Annotated in this window: 20 protein-coding genes and 1 tRNA gene; 14 read left to right on the top strand and 7 right to left on the bottom strand. The window is 37.8% G+C overall.

Features of this window, described 5'->3' with window-relative positions; all coding sequences use genetic code 11:
* Nucleotides 1-81 precede the first annotated feature (81 nt).
* The 3 genes from KK060_RS11910 to KK060_RS11900 all read right to left on the bottom strand — a co-directional run bounded on the left by KK060_RS11910 (nucleotide 82) and on the right by KK060_RS11900 (nucleotide 4,628).
* On the bottom strand, nucleotides 82-714 hold the full coding sequence (locus KK060_RS11910; RefSeq protein WP_254153958.1) for a response regulator transcription factor: 633 nt from the start codon (nucleotides 712-714) through the stop codon (nucleotides 82-84).
* Nucleotides 698-3,649 (bottom strand): ligand-binding sensor domain-containing protein, encoded by a 2,952-nt coding sequence (locus tag KK060_RS11905; protein WP_254153957.1) that lies wholly within the window; start codon nucleotides 3,647-3,649, stop codon nucleotides 698-700. The genes KK060_RS11910 and KK060_RS11905 overlap by 17 nt, the downstream gene beginning before the upstream one ends.
* A gap of 349 nt (nucleotides 3,650-3,998) precedes the next feature.
* Nucleotides 3,999-4,628 carry a DUF4890 domain-containing protein gene (locus tag KK060_RS11900; RefSeq protein WP_254153956.1) on the bottom strand — a complete coding sequence of 210 codons (630 nt, stop codon included), beginning with the start codon at nucleotides 4,626-4,628 and terminating at the stop codon, nucleotides 3,999-4,001.
* Between the two features lie 194 nt (nucleotides 4,629-4,822).
* Here KK060_RS11900 and KK060_RS11895 point away from each other — a divergent pair, with 194 nt between their 5' ends.
* From KK060_RS11895 to KK060_RS11885, 3 genes are all read left to right on the top strand, one after another.
* Nucleotides 4,823-5,044: a hypothetical protein gene (locus tag KK060_RS11895; protein ID WP_254153955.1), complete on the top strand. Its 222-nt coding sequence runs from the start codon at nucleotides 4,823-4,825 to the stop codon at nucleotides 5,042-5,044.
* Nucleotides 5,045-5,212: 168 nt separating this feature from the next.
* Complete coding sequence (locus KK060_RS11890) at nucleotides 5,213-5,620, top strand: response regulator (protein ID WP_254153954.1); 408 nt, start codon at nucleotides 5,213-5,215, stop codon at nucleotides 5,618-5,620.
* A 437-nt stretch (nucleotides 5,621-6,057) separates the two neighbouring features.
* Nucleotides 6,058-6,267 (top strand): hypothetical protein, encoded by a 210-nt coding sequence (locus KK060_RS11885; RefSeq protein WP_254153953.1) that lies wholly within the window; start codon nucleotides 6,058-6,060, stop codon nucleotides 6,265-6,267.
* 83 nt (nucleotides 6,268-6,350) lie between these two features.
* Here the strand turns inward: KK060_RS11885 and KK060_RS11880 are convergent, their stop codons facing one another.
* Nucleotides 6,351-6,644, bottom strand: a complete 294-nt coding sequence (locus KK060_RS11880; protein ID WP_254153952.1) for a DUF952 domain-containing protein — start codon at nucleotides 6,642-6,644, stop codon at nucleotides 6,351-6,353.
* A gap of 47 nt (nucleotides 6,645-6,691) precedes the next feature.
* Between KK060_RS11880 and KK060_RS11875 the strand changes: the two genes are divergently transcribed.
* The 3 genes from KK060_RS11875 to KK060_RS11865 all read left to right on the top strand — a co-directional run bounded on the left by KK060_RS11875 (nucleotide 6,692) and on the right by KK060_RS11865 (nucleotide 8,316).
* A complete protein-coding gene (locus KK060_RS11875; protein ID WP_254153951.1) occupies nucleotides 6,692-7,225 on the top strand; it encodes a DNA-formamidopyrimidine glycosylase family protein in 534 nt (177 codons plus the stop codon).
* Between the two features lie 257 nt (nucleotides 7,226-7,482).
* Nucleotides 7,483-7,758 (top strand): SemiSWEET family sugar transporter, encoded by a 276-nt coding sequence (locus KK060_RS11870; RefSeq protein ID WP_254153950.1) that lies wholly within the window; start codon nucleotides 7,483-7,485, stop codon nucleotides 7,756-7,758.
* 123 nt (nucleotides 7,759-7,881) lie between these two features.
* Complete coding sequence (locus KK060_RS11865) at nucleotides 7,882-8,316, top strand: hypothetical protein (RefSeq protein ID WP_254153949.1); 435 nt, start codon at nucleotides 7,882-7,884, stop codon at nucleotides 8,314-8,316.
* Here the strand turns inward: KK060_RS11865 and KK060_RS11860 are convergent.
* From KK060_RS11860 to KK060_RS11850, 3 genes are all read right to left on the bottom strand, one after another.
* Complete coding sequence (locus KK060_RS11860; RefSeq protein ID WP_254153948.1) at nucleotides 8,281-9,651, bottom strand: neutral/alkaline non-lysosomal ceramidase N-terminal domain-containing protein; 1,371 nt, start codon at nucleotides 9,649-9,651, stop codon at nucleotides 8,281-8,283. The genes KK060_RS11865 and KK060_RS11860 overlap by 36 nt on opposite strands.
* A gap of 69 nt (nucleotides 9,652-9,720) precedes the next feature.
* Entirely contained in the window at nucleotides 9,721-11,154 is a 1,434-nt protein-coding gene (locus tag KK060_RS11855; protein WP_254153947.1) for a trypsin-like peptidase domain-containing protein, read from the bottom strand.
* A 131-nt stretch (nucleotides 11,155-11,285) separates the two neighbouring features.
* A complete protein-coding gene (locus KK060_RS11850) occupies nucleotides 11,286-11,723 on the bottom strand; it encodes an Hsp20/alpha crystallin family protein (RefSeq protein ID WP_254153946.1) in 438 nt (145 codons plus the stop codon).
* Between the two features lie 216 nt (nucleotides 11,724-11,939).
* Between KK060_RS11850 and KK060_RS11845 the strand changes: the two genes are divergently transcribed.
* The 8 genes from KK060_RS11845 (at nucleotide 11,940) to creD (ending at nucleotide 17,190) form a co-directional block, all read left to right on the top strand.
* Nucleotides 11,940-12,302: a hypothetical protein gene (locus tag KK060_RS11845; RefSeq protein ID WP_254153945.1), complete on the top strand. Its 363-nt coding sequence runs from the start codon at nucleotides 11,940-11,942 to the stop codon at nucleotides 12,300-12,302.
* Nucleotides 12,303-12,397: 95 nt separating this feature from the next.
* Nucleotides 12,398-12,471: transfer RNA gene (locus tag KK060_RS11840), tRNA-Asn, on the top strand.
* A gap of 75 nt (nucleotides 12,472-12,546) precedes the next feature.
* Nucleotides 12,547-13,434 carry an alpha/beta hydrolase gene (locus KK060_RS11835; protein WP_254153944.1) on the top strand — a complete coding sequence of 296 codons (888 nt, stop codon included), beginning with the start codon at nucleotides 12,547-12,549 and terminating at the stop codon, nucleotides 13,432-13,434.
* Between the two features lie 86 nt (nucleotides 13,435-13,520).
* Nucleotides 13,521-14,204, top strand: a complete 684-nt coding sequence (locus tag KK060_RS11830) for an HAD family hydrolase (RefSeq protein WP_254153943.1) — start codon at nucleotides 13,521-13,523, stop codon at nucleotides 14,202-14,204.
* A 137-nt stretch (nucleotides 14,205-14,341) separates the two neighbouring features.
* Nucleotides 14,342-14,965 (top strand): hypothetical protein, encoded by a 624-nt coding sequence (locus tag KK060_RS11825; protein ID WP_254153942.1) that lies wholly within the window; start codon nucleotides 14,342-14,344, stop codon nucleotides 14,963-14,965.
* Nucleotides 14,962-15,264, top strand: a complete 303-nt coding sequence (locus KK060_RS11820) for a winged helix-turn-helix domain-containing protein (RefSeq protein ID WP_254153941.1) — start codon at nucleotides 14,962-14,964, stop codon at nucleotides 15,262-15,264. Before KK060_RS11825 ends, KK060_RS11820 begins: the two co-directional genes overlap by 4 nt.
* Nucleotides 15,265-15,310: 46 nt before the next feature.
* Entirely contained in the window at nucleotides 15,311-15,739 is a 429-nt protein-coding gene (locus tag KK060_RS11815; RefSeq protein ID WP_254153940.1) for a hypothetical protein, read from the top strand.
* A 20-nt stretch (nucleotides 15,740-15,759) separates the two neighbouring features.
* Nucleotides 15,760-17,190, top strand: a complete 1,431-nt coding sequence (gene creD, locus KK060_RS11810) for a cell envelope integrity protein CreD (RefSeq protein WP_254153939.1) — start codon at nucleotides 15,760-15,762, stop codon at nucleotides 17,188-17,190.
* Nucleotides 17,191-17,224 lie beyond the last annotated feature (34 nt).

Raw genomic sequence — 17,224 nt, 5'->3', positions numbered from 1 at the left:
TTACTCATTTCTCTATCACCCATTTTGAATGATTTTAATACACTCAACGCTACCTGTCATTTAGTTTTACGCATTCAAATATTATATAAGCTTCTCCAAATTTGCTTTTGCGATTGCTTCAGATTTAGAATTGACCTGAAGTTTTGAATAGATATTCTTAATGTGTGTTTTCGCCGTTTCTTTTGATATAAAAAGCTCTTCAGATATCTGCGTATATGTTTTACCCTCTGAAATTAACTGAAGAATTTCTGTTTCTCTCTTTGTTAATGGTGAGTTAGGATTAACATGGAAATTGTCTATAACCATTCTTGCTATTCTGCTGCTCATAGGTGCTCCGCCTTTTACAATTTCATCAAGGGCAGAAAGCAACTCCATGTAGTTAGCGCTCTTTGTAATATAACCTGAAGCACCAGCTTTTAGAGCTTCAAAAACAAGCTCACTGTCTTCATAAACAGTAACCATAATAATGTCCGTATGAGGGCTCTTCTCCTTAATTATTTTAGTTCCCTGTATGCCATTCATTCCCGGAAGTTCAATGTCCATTAAAATGATTTCCGGCTTATCTTTATTAATGTTCTCTATAGCATCTTCACAATTCCCATAACTGTTCACTACCATAAATTTTTGCGAACTGTTTACAATCAAGCTGAAGCTATTACGAATCTCCTGATCGTCCTCAACAATCAAGACTCTTTTTTTAAAGGGCAAGGCCATATTTTAATGTTTTATTAAGCTTAAAACCGAGTATTATTCTAGTTCCTTTATTTCTTTCACTTTGTATACGTAAAACCGCATTGATTCTGTTGGCTCTTTCGCGAATATTTTTAAGACCGTTCAATTTTGGTATATCACCGGTATAAAAACCTATCCCATCGTCTTCGAAAATCATCTCGAACTCACTGTCGGTCCTTCTTAGGTAAAGCGCAACATTGGCTGCGTTTGAATATTTAAAGGCATTGGTCATGGCCTCTTTAAAGATAAGATTAGCCTCTCTGCTGAAACCATACGGCAGTTTTACCTTTTCTTTTACTTCGTTAAAAGCCCTGAACTGAATACTCTTTTCTTCAAATAATTTTTCACCAAAATCTCTTATATGAATAAAGAGTTTTGATAGCTCATCGTTACCCGGGTCTATTGACCAAATGAAATCCCTAGTGCCAGTATACAGGTATTTAGCAGAGTCTTCCACTTTTGTATAAAGATCATTATGAACATCAACTCCATTTTCAAGTCCATTGAGTTTCAAAAGACTTACATAGTTTATTATTCTTGTTAGCTGATTGCCCATTTCGTCATGGAAGTCTCTCGCAATTTCTTTTCGAAGTGTTTCCTGTTCCTTAGCGCGAATCCGTTCCAGCATCATAACTTTGTTTACGCGCTGCTTCACTCTTAAATACAGTGCTAAGGTTATTAACCCACCGAGGAAAATAATTGATCCAACTATAAACGAAGCAGTCTGATAAAATGGTGCCTTTATGGTAAAAGCATAGGTGAGCGGATTGGCGTCCCATCTTCCCCTATTATCGGTTGACTGAACATGCAAAACATAGTCTCCTGGAGGAAGGTTACTGTAAGTGACGCGATTATTCCATGAGGGCTGTGACCACGTTTTATCGAAATTCTGGAGTAGATACCTGAACTTAATAGATTTAGGGTAACGTTTATCGACTCTATTGAAGGAGAATGTAATATGATTTTTATCAGGAGGCAATTGGAGATTCTGAGGAATCTTAAAAAAGCCTACCAGATTATCAGCATAATCTCTTGCTGAGTATTGTCCGTATTGGATTTGTATGTCTGTTAAATGTAAATCGTATAGTTTATGATCGTTTTGAAAATTATTATACTTATACAATCCGTCTATCAACCCAAAGTATTTTTCATTAGGACTGATATAGAATGCATTTTGATTGGTTTCAACACCTGTTAACCCGTTTTCGTAGTCATAATGAAGATTGTTAGTTATCTCAAGTTCATTGTTGAGCTTCAATTGAGTGATTCCTTTCTCTGTACCTATCCATAGGTTGTCGTTTTCATCAGACACAACAAAATAGACAAAGTCCGAAATCAGACCGTGATGCGTTGTTATTACTGTATTGGATTTTGTAGCTGGATTATAAATGGCTATACCAGCGCCACCAGATCCTATCAGCAGCAAGGAGTCTCGATATGAATTGATTGAAAGTATGGAGGTGTTGTCTAAACCTCTTAGCTGTAAATTTTCAACTGTTCCATTGCCAATAGAATTTACGCCAAACTCATTTCCAATAAATAGTTTTTTGTAACGCTGCGAGTAATATATACAGTTTACAGTATTTGTACTTAATCCCTGTTTAATGGTATAAGTAGTAAATCTATTATTATACAAATAATTAACGCCACCGCTATTGGTACCTATCCAAAGGCCTCCTCTTTCATCTATGTCAAGCGCAAAAATGGTAGCATTTGAAAGTCCATGTGTTGTTGTGAGCCATGTAAATTTATTCTCTTGTTTGTTGTACTTCCCCAGTCCTGCAGTGGTAGCGACCCATATCTGTCCTTCCGGTGATTCAGTAATACTCCATATTGCATTTCTATGGTCATTATGCTTATCTATAAAAGATGAGACTTTTCCCTTCTTGATCTTCCAAAGCCCTCGGTTCCTGGTCCCGATCCACTTAGCTCCATCAGAATCTTTAAATACTGCTGAAACACCAGTGATATTTTTAGAACTGCATTTATCAAAGTCCTGGACAAAGTATTTAAAAAGTCCCTCTCCATCTGAGGCAAACCATGTATTGTTTTCTGAATCTACAAGTACTTGCCTTACACTAACGTCTTGTAAAATAGTGTCTATGTCTATCCCATCATCTGTCAGTTTTTCTTTCAGTAAAAGATCACCGTTTCTGGTATAGAAAACATCGTTTATACTGTCATAAAATAGTATGAAATGCTTAATGCCGAGCTGAACCTTATTATAACTTCCTTTCTTTACATCTACGGTGAAGTAACCACTATCAGTTTTTATGCAAACGTCGTTCTTGTAGTTAAAGAGGTTGAATATCTTTTTAAACTTGTTATTATATCCAAAAGGAAGACTATTGTTTGGTTTAGTTACAAACGTACTATCACTCAGGTAAAGTAAAATCTCGTTTTCAGGAGTAAGATGGCTGTAGCCAATTAAAATATCAGACTTAAATGGTTTGGACCAATAATAGGCAGAGTCATCATAAATTTTGCCTAGAAAACCTGGAGCGGAAATAAAAAATAAGGAATCCTTTATTTCAAAAGCCCGCCTTATCCATTTAGCGTTTGAAGCGGACCCAGGTTGCTCAAAAGTTTTGAATTGAATTCCATTAAATTTCGTGATACCTCTTGGGTGGACAATCCATAAATTTTCATGTCTGTCCAGTGTAAGAGAACTTACAATGTTACTTAAAAGGCCATCTAACGTAGTATATACCTTAAACTCGCGGCCATCAAACCGCGCCAAACCTCCTCCTTCTGTTCCAATCCACAAGTATCCGTTCTTATCTTCAAGCATTACATTTACCTGCGACTGTGGCAACCCATCAATTGCCTTGTAATTCCTAATGGTATAATTGTGATGTTGACTAAAACAGACGTGCGCGACCGATAATAGAATCCCTATAAATACAATTTTGCGCATAAGAAGCAGGGCAAATTAATACAATTACCAATGATATTTAATACCACTTCTTGCGTGATTAGCGGTTACATAATAATTCAGTGGTAATTAAACGACGTTAAACTCACAGAAAAAGTTTAATTATACAATTAGAATTAATGAATGTTTATTTACAGGACTGCTGCGTAAAGTATTTTTAGACATTATACTCCTGCTTATTTAGAAAAAGAGAACGTTGCTCTAAAGATTCCTTTCTCCGCAAGTGTTACATACTCTGCCCGGAGAACGTAATTAATGGAACCGGGTAACTACCTTCATGAAGCAGATATAAAAAAGGTTTTCTTGTCGAGAAAACCTTTCTTCATCTTCACTATTTCTTTCTTCTATGTTTTTTGCGATCTGCTTTACTTTCGAGCCACTTTTGGTATTGAGCATCTGTCAATATGGATTTAATTTTAGCATCGTGCTGCGTTTTCAATTCACGCCTTGCCGTTTTCTTTTGTTCATCCGTTAACTTAACGTCTTCCCTTATTGCTTTATGCTTAGCAAAGAATTCCTTATTTGCCTCCTCAAACTTTTTCTGCTGATCATCGGAGAGTGACAGCTCATCAAGGTCAAATCTGCGTAGTTCTTCACCCTTTCTTCCTGACTTTGTTGCTCTACGTTTTTTACTATTTTCTTTATATGTTTCCCACTTGTTGAATTGTTCGTCAGTAACTACAGCCTTTAACTCTGCTTCCTTGTCGTTTTGAATCTTTTTCATCCGATTCTTCTTCTCTTCCCTGCTCAAGGTTGAATCTGCACGTAGCTGCTTTGTCTCACCAAAATATTTGGTGTTTATCTTTTTTACCGAAGCATATTGCTCCTCATTCAATGTCATAACTGTTTGCATTCTTTCTGAAACACCTGCTACACGATTTGATGCATCTCTTCTCCCATGCTGCGCGAAACCGAATACTGCAACAACCATGAATACTACTAACATTACGTTCTTCTTCATCTTATTTACTGTTTAAAAATTTCTTCTTAGATTGGCAAAAGGCCTAAAGGATTAAATAGTGGTTTATTTTCTCGATAGACACCTTTTATCACTAGATAATATCAGGGAATCTTTAGACGCTTTAATTCATTAAGCAACTGCAAAAAATGAGTTTAATTAGTATCCATTTCAACATAATCACTTAATTTTACGCAATGCAAGAACATCTTGATCTAATTAATGAAACTTTAAGTCACTTTCAGGAAGGAGCGAAATCAGTTCGTGCTTATAGCGATGAAATGACCTATATCATTACAAAAGTTAAAGATTCTGATGATTATTGGGTAGCACTAGAGGAACCAGGTTTCCCAAAACAGAGGGCAAGCTCGTTAGAGCAATTTTTTGATGAAGTTTTTGGAATCGAAGCCCGCTATTAGTCTCCTATTTACAATTAGACATTTGCCCGACCAAGTAAGAATTTGGCCTAAAATGTTAGAAAAAATTATGCCACCAAATTCTTTGGATATGTACAAACTTAAGGCATTATTTATGTTTGATTTCCTGGTAAAGAATTTATCTTTAATCGTGAAAACAGAGAGAGCTTTATGAAGAAAAACATACTGTTGATTGATGACGACAAGATCTTTAATTTCTTAAGCGAGAAAACCATTGCTTCATTGGGGCTTGCTAATGAAATTCATTTCGCATCAAATGGCAAACAAGCATTGGAGCTGCTGGAAAAGTGTAAGACAGGAGAAATGCAAAAGCCTGATATCATATTCCTTGACTTGAATATGCCGATCATGAACGGTTATGAATTCTTCGAAGCTTTTCTAGCTATGGATCTTCCTAATAAGCATCTTATCACTATTGTGATTCTTACTTCATCTGCAGATCCAAAGGATATCCAGAAAACTAAAGAGATGGGCATTAAATACTACTTCAATAAGCCGCTGAGCCGGGATGAAATCAAAAGGCTTATTAGTCAGGAGTTCTCTTTACAGATGAATTAATAGGAGTTGGGAAACTAATGTGCAATTACAGCACATCTCCTATCCAACGCAACTCATCCTATTACAACCCTTATGTTACTCGGCGAATGCTATTGCCTAGTCTTCATTCGATGCCTATTGGCGTATCCTGCCAACTTAGAAGTTATTCACATGTCTATTGATTAAAGTTGATCTTGCTGTCGCTATCTAGTTAAGTCGACCAGCCGAAATGTCTATTAGAAAAATCAATTACTTTTTAATATTTATAACAAAACATTTTAAGGCCTTTAAGCTATTGATTGGGCCAACGTATTTGCTTTTAACAATATGCAGCGCGATATAGCTGGTCCGGTAATTTTTTAATAGATAATTACCTTACAATGTCATGTTTCAACGTTAAGCTTTAAAAAATCTTAAATAAGCTTTAACTAATATTGTATAGTCATTTGCAGGTTATCATGAAGAATTTAACTGTATTACTCCTCGCTATTATTGCTGTAGTTACTATGTTATATGCCGGTGTTGATGGTTTAACGAAGAATTACTCGTATGCACCGTTCATTACTTTTATCGGCGCCTGCACTGCTATAGGTCTTGCCATTGATGTTTTTAATCATATACAATTTCGAATTCGCAAAAGCAATGTTCGAAAATTAGGAAGATTTTAAGGTTGATTGTTTGTTAGATTTTTTTGGGTTTACTTTATGTTGGAGATTAGCCGCTACAGATTCTGGAGCGGCTTTTTTCATTATCAGCTAATCCTTTCTACCTTTACAACTGCCTCTTTATTTATAAGTCCGTATACATGAGGAAATAGCTCCTTAGTCGGTCCTTCTTCTAACTTAACTTCAGGTTGCAGTAAATTCTCATCGATAAAGAGAACAACCAGATTAACTTTATTTTTGAAATACCGGTCAAGTACACCATTTAATTGTTCGCGATAGCAACAATGAATAAACCCTTCTTTTCCGAAATTCTCAGGCTTATAGTGATCCTTTCGTGAATATTCTTCCCAGGAAAATGCTTCTGTAACATGATAGATCATATAGTAAGGTATATAATTTATTGCTGTTATAGATATTAAAACTATTTATGGAAGGTCCGTCTTTGGTTATTCTTCGGGAAGAATTAAATGCATATAAGGGTAAAAGGATTGAAATTGCTTCCGGATCATCGAAAATTGACTTTAGTAAAATTTCAGGGAAAAAGATTAAGGCTTTTCGTAGTTGGGGTAAACATTTCCTCATAGAATTAAGAGATGTTTCAATACGAATCCATTTTTTAATGTTTGGAAGCTACCGCGTCAACGAGCGCAAAAACGCAACGCCCCGCCTATGTCTCCAACTTGAAAATGGGGACGAATTAAATTTTTATTCAACTGCAGTTAGGCTGATAGAAGATGATCTGGATCAGGTCTACGATTGGTCAGCAGACGTGATGAATGACGAATGGAGCGAGCGCAAAGCCAGAAAAAAGCTGAAGAACAATCCTGAGCTGAATGTGTGTGATGCCCTGCTAGATCAAAACATATTTTCAGGAGTTGGCAATATTATCAAGAATGAGGTGCTCTACAGGATCGGGTTCACCCTGAGAACACAATACAAGATTTACCACCAAGAAAATTAACCGAACTAATATCTGAGGCCAGAAACTATAGTTTTGACTTTTTCGAATGGAAAAAACTATTTCAACTAAAAAAACACTGGCTTATTTATTCTAAAAAGAAGTGTAAGCGATGCAATCTTCCTGCTTTTAATACGCATATCGGCAAGACTCAGCGAAGAACATTTTACTGCAATAATTGCCAGAAGTTATACTCATTGAGAGAATCAGATAAACAACAATAGAAAAGGCACGCTTTTTTCTTTCATCTAATTTAAACAGTGTTTAATAATCATACAGAAATTATTGGTCTCGCTGCCGGTATTTGCACATCGATTTCACTCCTACCGCAGCTTATAAAGCTTATAAAAAACAAAAAAGCTGAAGACTTATCTCTATTTTATCTATTAATTCTTTTTGTCGGGATATCGTTATGGATATGGTACGGTGTGCTGAGAAATGATGTTCCCATTATTGCTACCAACAGTTTTTCTGCGTTGTTAAATGGCATAGTGATAATTTTGGGAATTAAGTATAAAAAGAATCTAAAAAGTTAAATTATTCTCCTCTTACAGCCCGCCTAAGTAATAATATTTGAGGTAATATTTATCCCATTGTTCTGTTGTTAATTTACATGCTGAAAGAACTTAAAACGGAGATTCTTGCGTTAATTAGTGGATATGTTACCCTATAAAATCTACACTAACAAAAAGATCTTCAACTACTATACAGGTTTATCTTTTTTCATCTTTATATGGATCAGTCGGCAAGACGATGACGAGGTAACATTGGTGCGCCATGAGAAAATTCATTTCTGGCAGCAAGTCGAAATGCTGTTTATTTTCCATTGGCTCTTCTATGCATTCTTCTACCTAGTAGCCAGAGCGAAGGGACATTGTCACTATATTGCTTATCGCTACAATCCTTTTGAACTTGAAGCATTTAATAATGAATACGATGTGAATTATCTCAACAAGCGCAAGCCGTTTGCCTGGGTGCGTTGCGTCAATCACTATGTAAAATCATTATCACAAGATTTGAAGCCCACCGTACCGAAGGAGAAATTTCTAAATTGGAAATCAGTTAGAGTTACTAACAATAGAAAGCAGGCGTGATAAACACTCAGTAAGGTATTCACCTGTTCCTGGGGGATACCAGTTCATGAGTTGGGTTTCGTAATGATCGACGTCATAATACTGTTCCGGAGTGAGATATCCAATGTAACCTCCATTGAAGCTTGTTACTATTACGTTTTTTGAAAGTTGTTGGCCGAGAGAATCCAGCCTTGGATTAAATTCACCTGAATAATCGCAAGGCGTGCCGAGCAACACAAGATCTCCTAACTTGAGAACATTTATAAAAGCAGGATACTCCCCAAAAGCTCTTCTGAATAACCACGCTCTCACTTTAAGTTCTGGAGTTATTTTAACCTGAGGCTCTCCTAAAGTAATAGGCAAATGAATCATTGCAATTGTAGAATCATGAACTTCAGTTAGCTTGTCTCTCGACTCCATATACTTAGCCTGTAACTGATCCGCCATCCATTCAATACATACTTCACCAAACTTAGGAGGGTTAGCACGATGACTTGCTACTGCGCCTGCCATGAACATTGTAAATTTATAACCGTTCCTTTCAAATTTATCGACAAGTGCCCCGGGATAGTCTCGTGACAGCTCGAGGTCTCTTGAAAACAAACAGGTGGCATGCGCAGTGTAAGACAAAAACAAAAGCTTGCTACTATCACTTCTGTGAATTTCTACTGCGCGTAAATACGGATCTGTCTTTCCATCTTTAATTAACCTGTTGTCTACTGCTTCCGGAATGGCTATTTTATTTACATAAAATGTGGAAGGAAGCATATTAGACGATGCACGTCTTATACTCTCAGCTATCTGCTCCGCTAACATCTCTACTACATCATTATCATACTTTCCGTAAATAAATTGGGTTGCTCCTTTACCCCAATGTCCAATACTATTGTGTGAATGAATTGCGCCGAGGTACGTATTGTTCAAACTAAATCCAAGAGGTTTAAGCTTTGCCGGAAGTATTGCTGTTACTGTTGGAGGCAGTATGAGCAAGTCAGCACTTACAATTGCAACACGCTGACTACCATTATCAATTACCAATGTACGAATATAAATAGAATCAAGAACTGCATTGAACCTGGCGAGCTTTCGCTTACCATAGCCCGCAGTAGACATTGGAGTTGATGGCGTGATGTTCACTTTGCTGTATCCTACATGAAGTTGATGACGGGCAGAAGTTGTACGAAATTCTTTTTTAAGACTATCAAGTCGTTGAAGCATCAAGTCATAAGAGGGATCTTGATTGGCTTCCGTACGATTTACAGGGGCAATAGAAAACACAGCGAGTAAAATGACCGCAACAAGTATTGAGAGCAGTGTGATCAATAGTACTTTAAAAACCTTCTTAAGAACCTTCATCTCTGCAAGATAAAAATTCTAAGGCGATTCTTATGAAGCAAAATTTGCAAGTAACTCTATAGCTCTCATTTACCACTCAAGGCCGTATGTGCCTTTTTGCCCACTAGCATAAACACCTTCTATAAGGATGCCACCTTTTTTATATTCAAGAATACGATTAAGATCTTCAACGTTATCTACGGGCACTTTATCCACATGAGAAATAACAAATCCTTCTCTCATGCCCGACTTTTGCCATTTTCCTTCTTCCAGGTTTTTTACTCTTACACCGCCCTCAAGCATAAGTTTGGCAAGCTCACGATACGGTACATCTTCAAAATCTGCGCCTGCAATTGAGTGACTTATCTCCTTCTTCTCTAACACATCTTTGCCTTCACTGTTTTTTAATTTGGCATTTACTTGCTCTTCCTTGCCGTTTCGAATAAATGTCACTTTAATATGTTCACCAGGTCGATTCCTAGCCACCCACTCCTGCAGTTCAGAAACAGAGCTTACTGGGTGTTCATCAATACCTATAATTACATCTCCAGGTTTTAGACCTGCCTCTTCAGCTGCACTTTCGTCACGAACGCCATTGACGAGTACACCCTGGTTAACAGGAAGATTAAAACTTTCAGCTATTAATGCATTTACATCTGCAATCTCAATCCCTAACAGTCCGCGCTGTACTTTACCAAACTCCAAGAGATCGTCCATAACTTTTTTTACGATACTTACCGGGATTGCAAAAGAGTAGCCTTGATAGCTTCCAGTTGAAGTAGCAATAGCTGTGTTGATACCAACCAACTCTCCTTTGAGATTCACCAATGCGCCACCACTATTTCCTGGGTTAACTGCAGCGTCAGTTTGAATAAATGATTCTATCTGATAATTATTTCTATCCCGAAGAATACCTATGTTTCTTGCCTTGGCGCTTACAATACCTGCAGTTACTGTTGAGTTTAAGTCAAACGGATTTCCGATCGCAAGCACCCACTCCCCTGGAACTACTCTGTCTGAATCGCCATAGCGAACAAAAGGGAGATTCCTGGATTTTATTTTTAGAAGAGCAAGATCTGTGCTGGGGTCTGTACCTACTACCTTAGCATAGAAACGAAGGTTGTTATTCATTACAACTTCAATATTTGTTGCATCTTCAATTACGTGGTTGTTAGTAGCTATATAACCATCATCTGAAATAATAACTCCAGAACCTGATGAATGAACAGGATGCTCAAAGGTTTGCAAGGGATTAAGGCTAAACTCTCCTGCTCCATAAGCAGTTCTAATATGAACTACACCTGAAGTAACTTCCTTCGCGGCATTTAGAAAGTCAAGACCTTTTGGTACTCTAAAAGAACTATCAATTCTATTTGCAGTAAGCACTAGTTGTTGACGTTCTGATATAGAGTTGTAGTTACCTGTATCGTTGTTAAGAAAACGTAGTGTGATAATAGAGCCAACAATTCCTCCGATAGAAGCAACTACAGCAACCAGCAGAATAAGAAGAACAGAACGCCTCATAAAAGAAAGTTATAACAGAAAGTTAACCGATATTTTGGATAAATGATCTATCCCAAGTATATAAAAAAAGCGCACCGGCATTGCCGGCACGCTTGTCCCTAACCTAAACCTATCTTTAACTGTTAACCTGATTAGTTAACTTTAATTGTTGTCTTCAAAGTTTTCTTTTCATCTTTTGGAATAACTACTTCCAGAATGCCATTTTCATATTTTGCGGTAATCTTAGAAGCATCTACATGTTCCGGTAAGGCAAAAGAACGGCTGAAAGTACCATACTGTGTTTCTATTGCATGGAAGTTCTTATCAGATTGCTCTTTTTTAAACTTGCGCTCACCGCTCACGGTTAGATAGTTATCATTAAGATCAAGTTTAAAGTCTTCTTTGTTCATTCCCGGAACAGCAACATGTATTTCATACGCAGTAGCATTTTCAACAATATCTACTCTTGGTACGAAAGAGTAAGCTGAACCACCAGAGCGAGAAAGTGACTCGTTAAAGAAACGGTCAATTAAATTGTTGAATGTTGTAGGAACGAAATCATTTAAGGTTGAATAACGAACTAAGCTCATAACTAATATTTTTTAAGGTTTAACATCAATTTTAGTGGCTTATAAGGGAAAAGTATGCCGGGTGAAAAAGAAAGACAAAATGACTTAAAAATGAATGGTTATGAAACTAAACAAGCCAAATTGTCTTACGAGGACTATATCTAATGCGATTAAGACAGACAAAAGTGCTGGTTGAGGCACAGAATTTTTAGATAATCTATCACCATCAACTTGACTATGCAACCACAAGAACGTTTTAAAACAATCCTTGTAATTGTTACAGGATTTCTAGCCTTATCCCTGATTTTCAAGATTGACTTACTTGGAAAGATAGCTTTAGTAATAGGAGTGCTTTCTGTTCTAATACCTTTAGCTGCAAAAGCAATTGAATGGTTGTGGATAAAACTCGCCTTAGTATTGGGATGGACGAACTCAAGAATTTTGCTGAGTGTAATTTATTTTGGATTCTTAATGCCTATTGCGTTCGTTTCCAGGGTCTTTACGAGAGATTCACTTTTCTTGAAGAGCAAAAACTCAGATTCATTATTTGTTTCCAGAAACCATTCTTATAAAAAGAAGGATTTAGAGAATGTTTGGTAAGTGTGCTGCTGAATTTTTTTTTGAAAAAAACAGCAAATAAAACTGCGTAAGTTTTGGCAATTAAGTTACGCGCACTTAATATTGCACCTCCAAATTCCTCCTTAGCTCAGCTGGTTAGAGCACCTGACTGTTAATCAGGGGGTCCTAGGTTCAAGCCCTAGAGGAGGAGCAAAGCCGTCCCGACAACAGGACGGCTTTTTTATTTCTTTCTTTTATATTACCTGCTCTTTCTTTACCTCATACCATGAAAAGCCTTTACTTCATAATTTTGATTGCAATGACAATCCCTTCTCGCGCGCAGCAAAAGATTAATCTTCATCCCAACAAAAATCTAAGGGTAGGCGGGGTGAATAAAATCGCAGAAGCACCCTACATGGAGTACTTCTCTCCTGCCAAAGGGGCTACTGCGCGTGATGTTACGATTCTTATTTGCCCTGGTGGTGCTTACACTGCACTCGCAGACCAGCATGAGGGCATAGACGTAGCAAAATACTACAACAGCTTTGGTTTTCATGCTTTTGTTTTACGTTACAGGTTAAATGTTAGTGACCAGTCCGGAGCGAGATTTCCAGATCAATACAACGATGTAACAACTGCGATTCGAATTATAAAAAGCAGGGCGCAGCAATGGAATATAAATCCTGAAAAGGTGGGTATACTTGGTTTCTCCGCTGGCGGTCATCTTGCTTCTATGGCCACCACCATGCACCTTAAAGAAAATAAAGATGCTAAAGATATTCTTGAACAGTTCAATTCGAGGCCTGCGTTTTCAATACTAGTTTACCCTGTAATCACACTCAGTGATCCTTTCGCACATCAGTATAGCCGTGAAATGTTGTTAGGAAAAAATCCTGAACCTTTAATGATTGATTCGTTGTCTACGCAGAACAGAGTTGACAAGCAAACGCCTCCGGTATTTCTGATTCACTCAAGAGATGACAAGGCAGTGCCTCTTGATAATTCATTGCTATTCCACGAAGCTCTCCGAAAATTTGATATTCCTGCTGAACTTCATATCTATAACCATGGAGGACATGGCTATGGAATGGCACCCAAGGATGAGATGCTTAATACGTGGCCTTTACTTACTGTAAAATGGCTGGAGCAACTTGGATATAAAGCAAGTAAGTAATACATAGCCTCTAATCATTTCAATTCAGGCATCAACTTTTTCAAATTGATTCCCGTTATTCTATTCTTCTTACATTTTAGTTTTATATGGCTATAAAAATAGTTGCGTTTGACGCAGACGATACCCTGTGGGATAACGAAGCCTACTTCCAGGAGACAGAACAGAAATTCTGTCAACTACTTGAAGACTATCTCCCTATTCATACCTTATCGCGTGAGCTGTTACAAACAGAAGTCACTAACCTTTCTCTCTATGGTTATGGCATCAAGGGCTTCATGCTTTCTATGATAGAGACGGCACTTCGTGTAACGGATAAGACTATACCACCGGAAGCCATTGAAAAGATCCTTCAATTTGGGAAAGAGCTTCTTGCAAAACCTGTTACCATTATCGATGGCGTTGAACAAGTTTTAAGCGAACTTAAAAATCGTTACAGGCTAGTGATGGCTACAAAAGGAGATCTGCTCGATCAGCACCGAAAACTTCACAAATCCGGCTTAGGACACTACTTCCATCATATCGAGATTATGACCGAGAAGGGCGAAGAGGACTATAAAAAGCTGATCAAACGCCTGGATATTAAGGCCGAAGAATTTGTGATGATTGGCAACTCATTGAAGTCTGATGTATTGCCGGTATTGCATATTGGTGGCCATGGAATCCATATCCCTTATCATACTACGTGGGCGCATGAAAAGATAGAAGTGAATATCGATCATCCCAACTTCAGGCAAGTGAGCTCAATTCGAGAAGTTACTCAGTATCTCTAGAAGCTATAGCCAAGGCTTTGGCGAAGACGCATTTATCAGCTATAGGAAACCAGGAGGAGAAAAAATGTTTATATTCTTCCTGTAACACTTGCTTATTCAATTCCGTTATCTAACTTTGAATCACAAAGTACTTTCTCATGAAGGATATTACGGAGTACGAAAAGGACTTATCGTCCATCAGAAATATGATGGAACGGTCCGTTAAATTTATCTCCCTTAGCGGGATATCAGGTGTTATGGCTGGCATTTATGCGTTAATCGGTGCCACCACTGCTTATTTTACTATTCATTATCCTGTTTCACCTCTTAATTACAGGACTTATTCCGTTAATGAGCGTACTATTCTTATTAAGCTCAGCATCATTGCTATTATCGTACTTACCGCTTCCATCGGCACAGCATTATGGTTCAGTCAGCGTAAAGCAAAAAAACACAAGGTAAGCTTATGGAATACAACGAGTAAAAGACTTCTGCAAAGCGTTATCACACCCCTGGTAACAGGTGGGTTACTTATCATCATTCTATTAGCAAATGGGCATTACGGAGTGGCAGCTCCGGCAAGTCTTATATTTTACGGGCTTGCTTTAATTCAGGCGGGCCAATACACTTATGACGAAATCCGCTACCTTGGCTTTTGTGAAATTGTTATTGGGTTAATCGCTGCAGCGCTGCCTGGCTTTGGATTGATCTTCTGGGCTCTTGGCTTCGGAGTGCTTCATGTTATTTACGGCAGTGTAATGCATTATCGTTACGACAAGTGAAAAATCCCTTTGATTTACTTGATAGAGTGCTTGAACACCGGCTCCGGTTGCAGATCATGTCTGTGCTGGTGGCTAACGATTCGTACGACTTCAATTCCCTAAAGGAATTAATGAACGTGACGGACGGGAATCTTGCTACGCATATCAAAGCGCTTGAAAAAGAAAAGTATATCTCTGTGAGCAAATCGTTTGTGGACAGGAAACCGAAAACCAAATATAAAGTAACTGAAAAAGGACGAACTGCTTTTAAAAAGCATATCGATGCACTTGAGCTTTTGATTAAGCAACAAGGGAAATAATTTTTTTACTTATATCCTTTTAAATTAAAAGTACTTTCAATTATCTATGAACAAGCACCTTCTACTTTCCGTGTGTCAATCTGGTTTGATATGGATCACCACCAATGCGCTTGGCTCGCTCAGTGTTTACTTCATCAATGCGAGGGGATTTAGCTTCAGTGATATTTTTCTTGCATCTCTTATTTTCTCTTCGCCTGTTAATCTACTGCTTGTACCCCTCCTTCACATCATTCCAAAAATAGAAGTTCTAAAGAAGCGATTATTCTTTACTGTGCTCTCTGTGCTTATACTAAGCATGGGTATTGTTGTCTTATTCTTTGGCATACTGCAACTTTCCTCAGAAGATGTAAGCGAGTTTCTTCCATCGTTTATACCGTTTATAATTGCTGCCCAGCTATCACTCATCCTGTTTGCAAGAACACAGGTTGTTACCGGCGAGAAGATCACCACACTTCGCGACATACTAAACTTTTAGAAATTATTAAACTAACATATATGGATTCAACACCTATCACTAATAACATTTTTGAGCGTGTCAACGCCTGGATTCAGGAGTCGATTATGATTAAGCTTGTGAGCATCGGGTTTCTTGTTATCATCCTCCTTATACCTTCAGCATGGATACAAGACCTGATTATGGAAAGGCAACAGCGCGCTGATGAGGCGATGACAGAAGTAGCATCAAAATGGTCGGGTAGCCAAACGGTATCTGGTCCTGTTCTTGTTATTCCTTTTAGGAAACAGGAAATAATAGACCGTGGCAAAGATGGAAAGGAGATTAAAGAACGTATTGAGAGAGCTTACTTTCTTCCTAATGAACTTAATATAAAGGGTGAGGTAAAACCAACGGTTTTGCATCGGGGGATTTTCGATGCCGTTGTATATGGATCAACATTAAACATCCAATCGAGCTTTATACAACCTGATTTTAAATCCTTAAATATTGCTGAAGATCAGGTTCTTTGGTCAGATGCCTTTCTTACTTTCGGCATAACTGATTTGAGGGGTATAAGCGAAAACCCTGTGTTTAATGCCGGAGGCAATGCCCTTACTGCAGAGCCAGCAAATAACCTTGGTATATCCTACTCACGAAATGAAGATAAAGCCACATATACTACTGAAACTGAAGCGCACTATTCAAACTTCTCAAGCAGTGGTATTATTGCCAAACTTAACTGGCAAAACAAAGACAGTTTTAACGGAGATATTTCACTGAATCTTTCCCTTAAAGGAAGTAAACAACTGAACTTTGTTCCTGCAGGTAAAACAACAACTGCGGAATTATCAGGAGCGTGGCATGATCCTAGTTTTAATGGAGAGTTTTTGCCTGAAGCAAGAAAGATTACAGACAATGGTTTTACTGCAACCTGGAAGGTACTGCACTTTAACAGGCCCTTCTCCCAACAATGGGTAGAGCAAGATCAATACCTTGGTGGATCTGAATTTGGTGTTAAACTTCTTATCCCTGTTGATCAGTATCAGATGAGTATGCGTACTTCTAAATACGGTGCACTGATTATCCTACTTACATTCATTGCTCTTTTTATGGTAGAGATTACCCAGAAGATCAGGATTCATCCCTTTCAGTATATATTAATTGGAGCTGCATTAACTATTTACTATACGTTACTGCTCAGCTTTTCAGAACATTTTGGATACAACGTTTCTTATCTCATCGCCTCTATTGCTACGGTTATTCTTATCTCCGCCTACTCATCTTCATTTTTGAGAAGCAGTAAGCTGGTGATGATCTTCACTTCGGTTCTTGTTGTGTTCTACACCTTTATCTATGTTATCATCCAACAACAAGATTTCTCATTATTGATCGGTAGCATAGGTTTATTCTTTATCATCAGCATACTGATGTATTTCTCACGCAAAATCAACTGGTACCAAGCTCCGGTACAGAACGAATTAAAAGCTTAAACGGAATAATTACCCGATATTTTCATTACCACAG

This window comes from Chryseosolibacter indicum (assembly GCF_018598585.1).
GTDB lineage: Bacteria > Bacteroidota > Bacteroidia > Cytophagales > Cyclobacteriaceae > Chryseosolibacter > Chryseosolibacter indicus.
The sequence above is the reverse complement of the archived record's forward strand: the minus strand, read 5'-3'. Positions and strand labels throughout refer to the sequence as shown.

Excerpts from the sequence above, each read along its gene's own strand:
- KK060_RS11895 (WP_254153955.1), top strand. The coding sequence starts at position 4,823 with ATGCAAGAACATCTTGATCTAATTAATGAAACTTTAAGTCACTTTCAG.
- KK060_RS11815 (WP_254153940.1), top strand. The coding sequence starts at position 15,311 with ATGAACAAGCACCTTCTACTTTCCGTGTGTCAATCTGGTTTGATATGG.
- KK060_RS11890 (WP_254153954.1), top strand. The coding sequence starts at position 5,213 with ATGAAGAAAAACATACTGTTGATTGATGACGACAAGATCTTTAATTTC.
- KK060_RS11830 (WP_254153943.1), top strand. The coding sequence starts at position 13,521 with ATGGCTATAAAAATAGTTGCGTTTGACGCAGACGATACCCTGTGGGAT.
- KK060_RS11885 (WP_254153953.1), top strand. The coding sequence starts at position 6,058 with ATGAAGAATTTAACTGTATTACTCCTCGCTATTATTGCTGTAGTTACT.
- KK060_RS11850 (WP_254153946.1), bottom strand. The coding sequence starts at position 11,723 with ATGAGCTTAGTTCGTTATTCAACCTTAAATGATTTCGTTCCTACAACA.
- KK060_RS11865 (WP_254153949.1), top strand. The coding sequence starts at position 7,882 with ATGTTACCCTATAAAATCTACACTAACAAAAAGATCTTCAACTACTAT.
- KK060_RS11835 (WP_254153944.1), top strand. The coding sequence starts at position 12,547 with ATGAAAAGCCTTTACTTCATAATTTTGATTGCAATGACAATCCCTTCT.
- KK060_RS11910 (WP_254153958.1), bottom strand. The coding sequence starts at position 714 with ATGGCCTTGCCCTTTAAAAAAAGAGTCTTGATTGTTGAGGACGATCAG.
- KK060_RS11825 (WP_254153942.1), top strand. The coding sequence starts at position 14,342 with ATGAAGGATATTACGGAGTACGAAAAGGACTTATCGTCCATCAGAAAT.
- KK060_RS11875 (WP_254153951.1), top strand. The coding sequence starts at position 6,692 with ATGGAAGGTCCGTCTTTGGTTATTCTTCGGGAAGAATTAAATGCATAT.
- creD (WP_254153939.1), top strand. The coding sequence starts at position 15,760 with ATGGATTCAACACCTATCACTAATAACATTTTTGAGCGTGTCAACGCC.
- KK060_RS11900 (WP_254153956.1), bottom strand. The coding sequence starts at position 4,628 with ATGAAGAAGAACGTAATGTTAGTAGTATTCATGGTTGTTGCAGTATTC.
- KK060_RS11845 (WP_254153945.1), top strand. The coding sequence starts at position 11,940 with ATGCAACCACAAGAACGTTTTAAAACAATCCTTGTAATTGTTACAGGA.
- KK060_RS11860 (WP_254153948.1), bottom strand. The coding sequence starts at position 9,651 with ATGAAGGTTCTTAAGAAGGTTTTTAAAGTACTATTGATCACACTGCTC.
- KK060_RS11905 (WP_254153957.1), bottom strand. The coding sequence starts at position 3,649 with ATGCGCAAAATTGTATTTATAGGGATTCTATTATCGGTCGCGCACGTC.
- KK060_RS11855 (WP_254153947.1), bottom strand. The coding sequence starts at position 11,154 with ATGAGGCGTTCTGTTCTTCTTATTCTGCTGGTTGCTGTAGTTGCTTCT.
- KK060_RS11880 (WP_254153952.1), bottom strand. The coding sequence starts at position 6,644 with ATGATCTATCATGTTACAGAAGCATTTTCCTGGGAAGAATATTCACGA.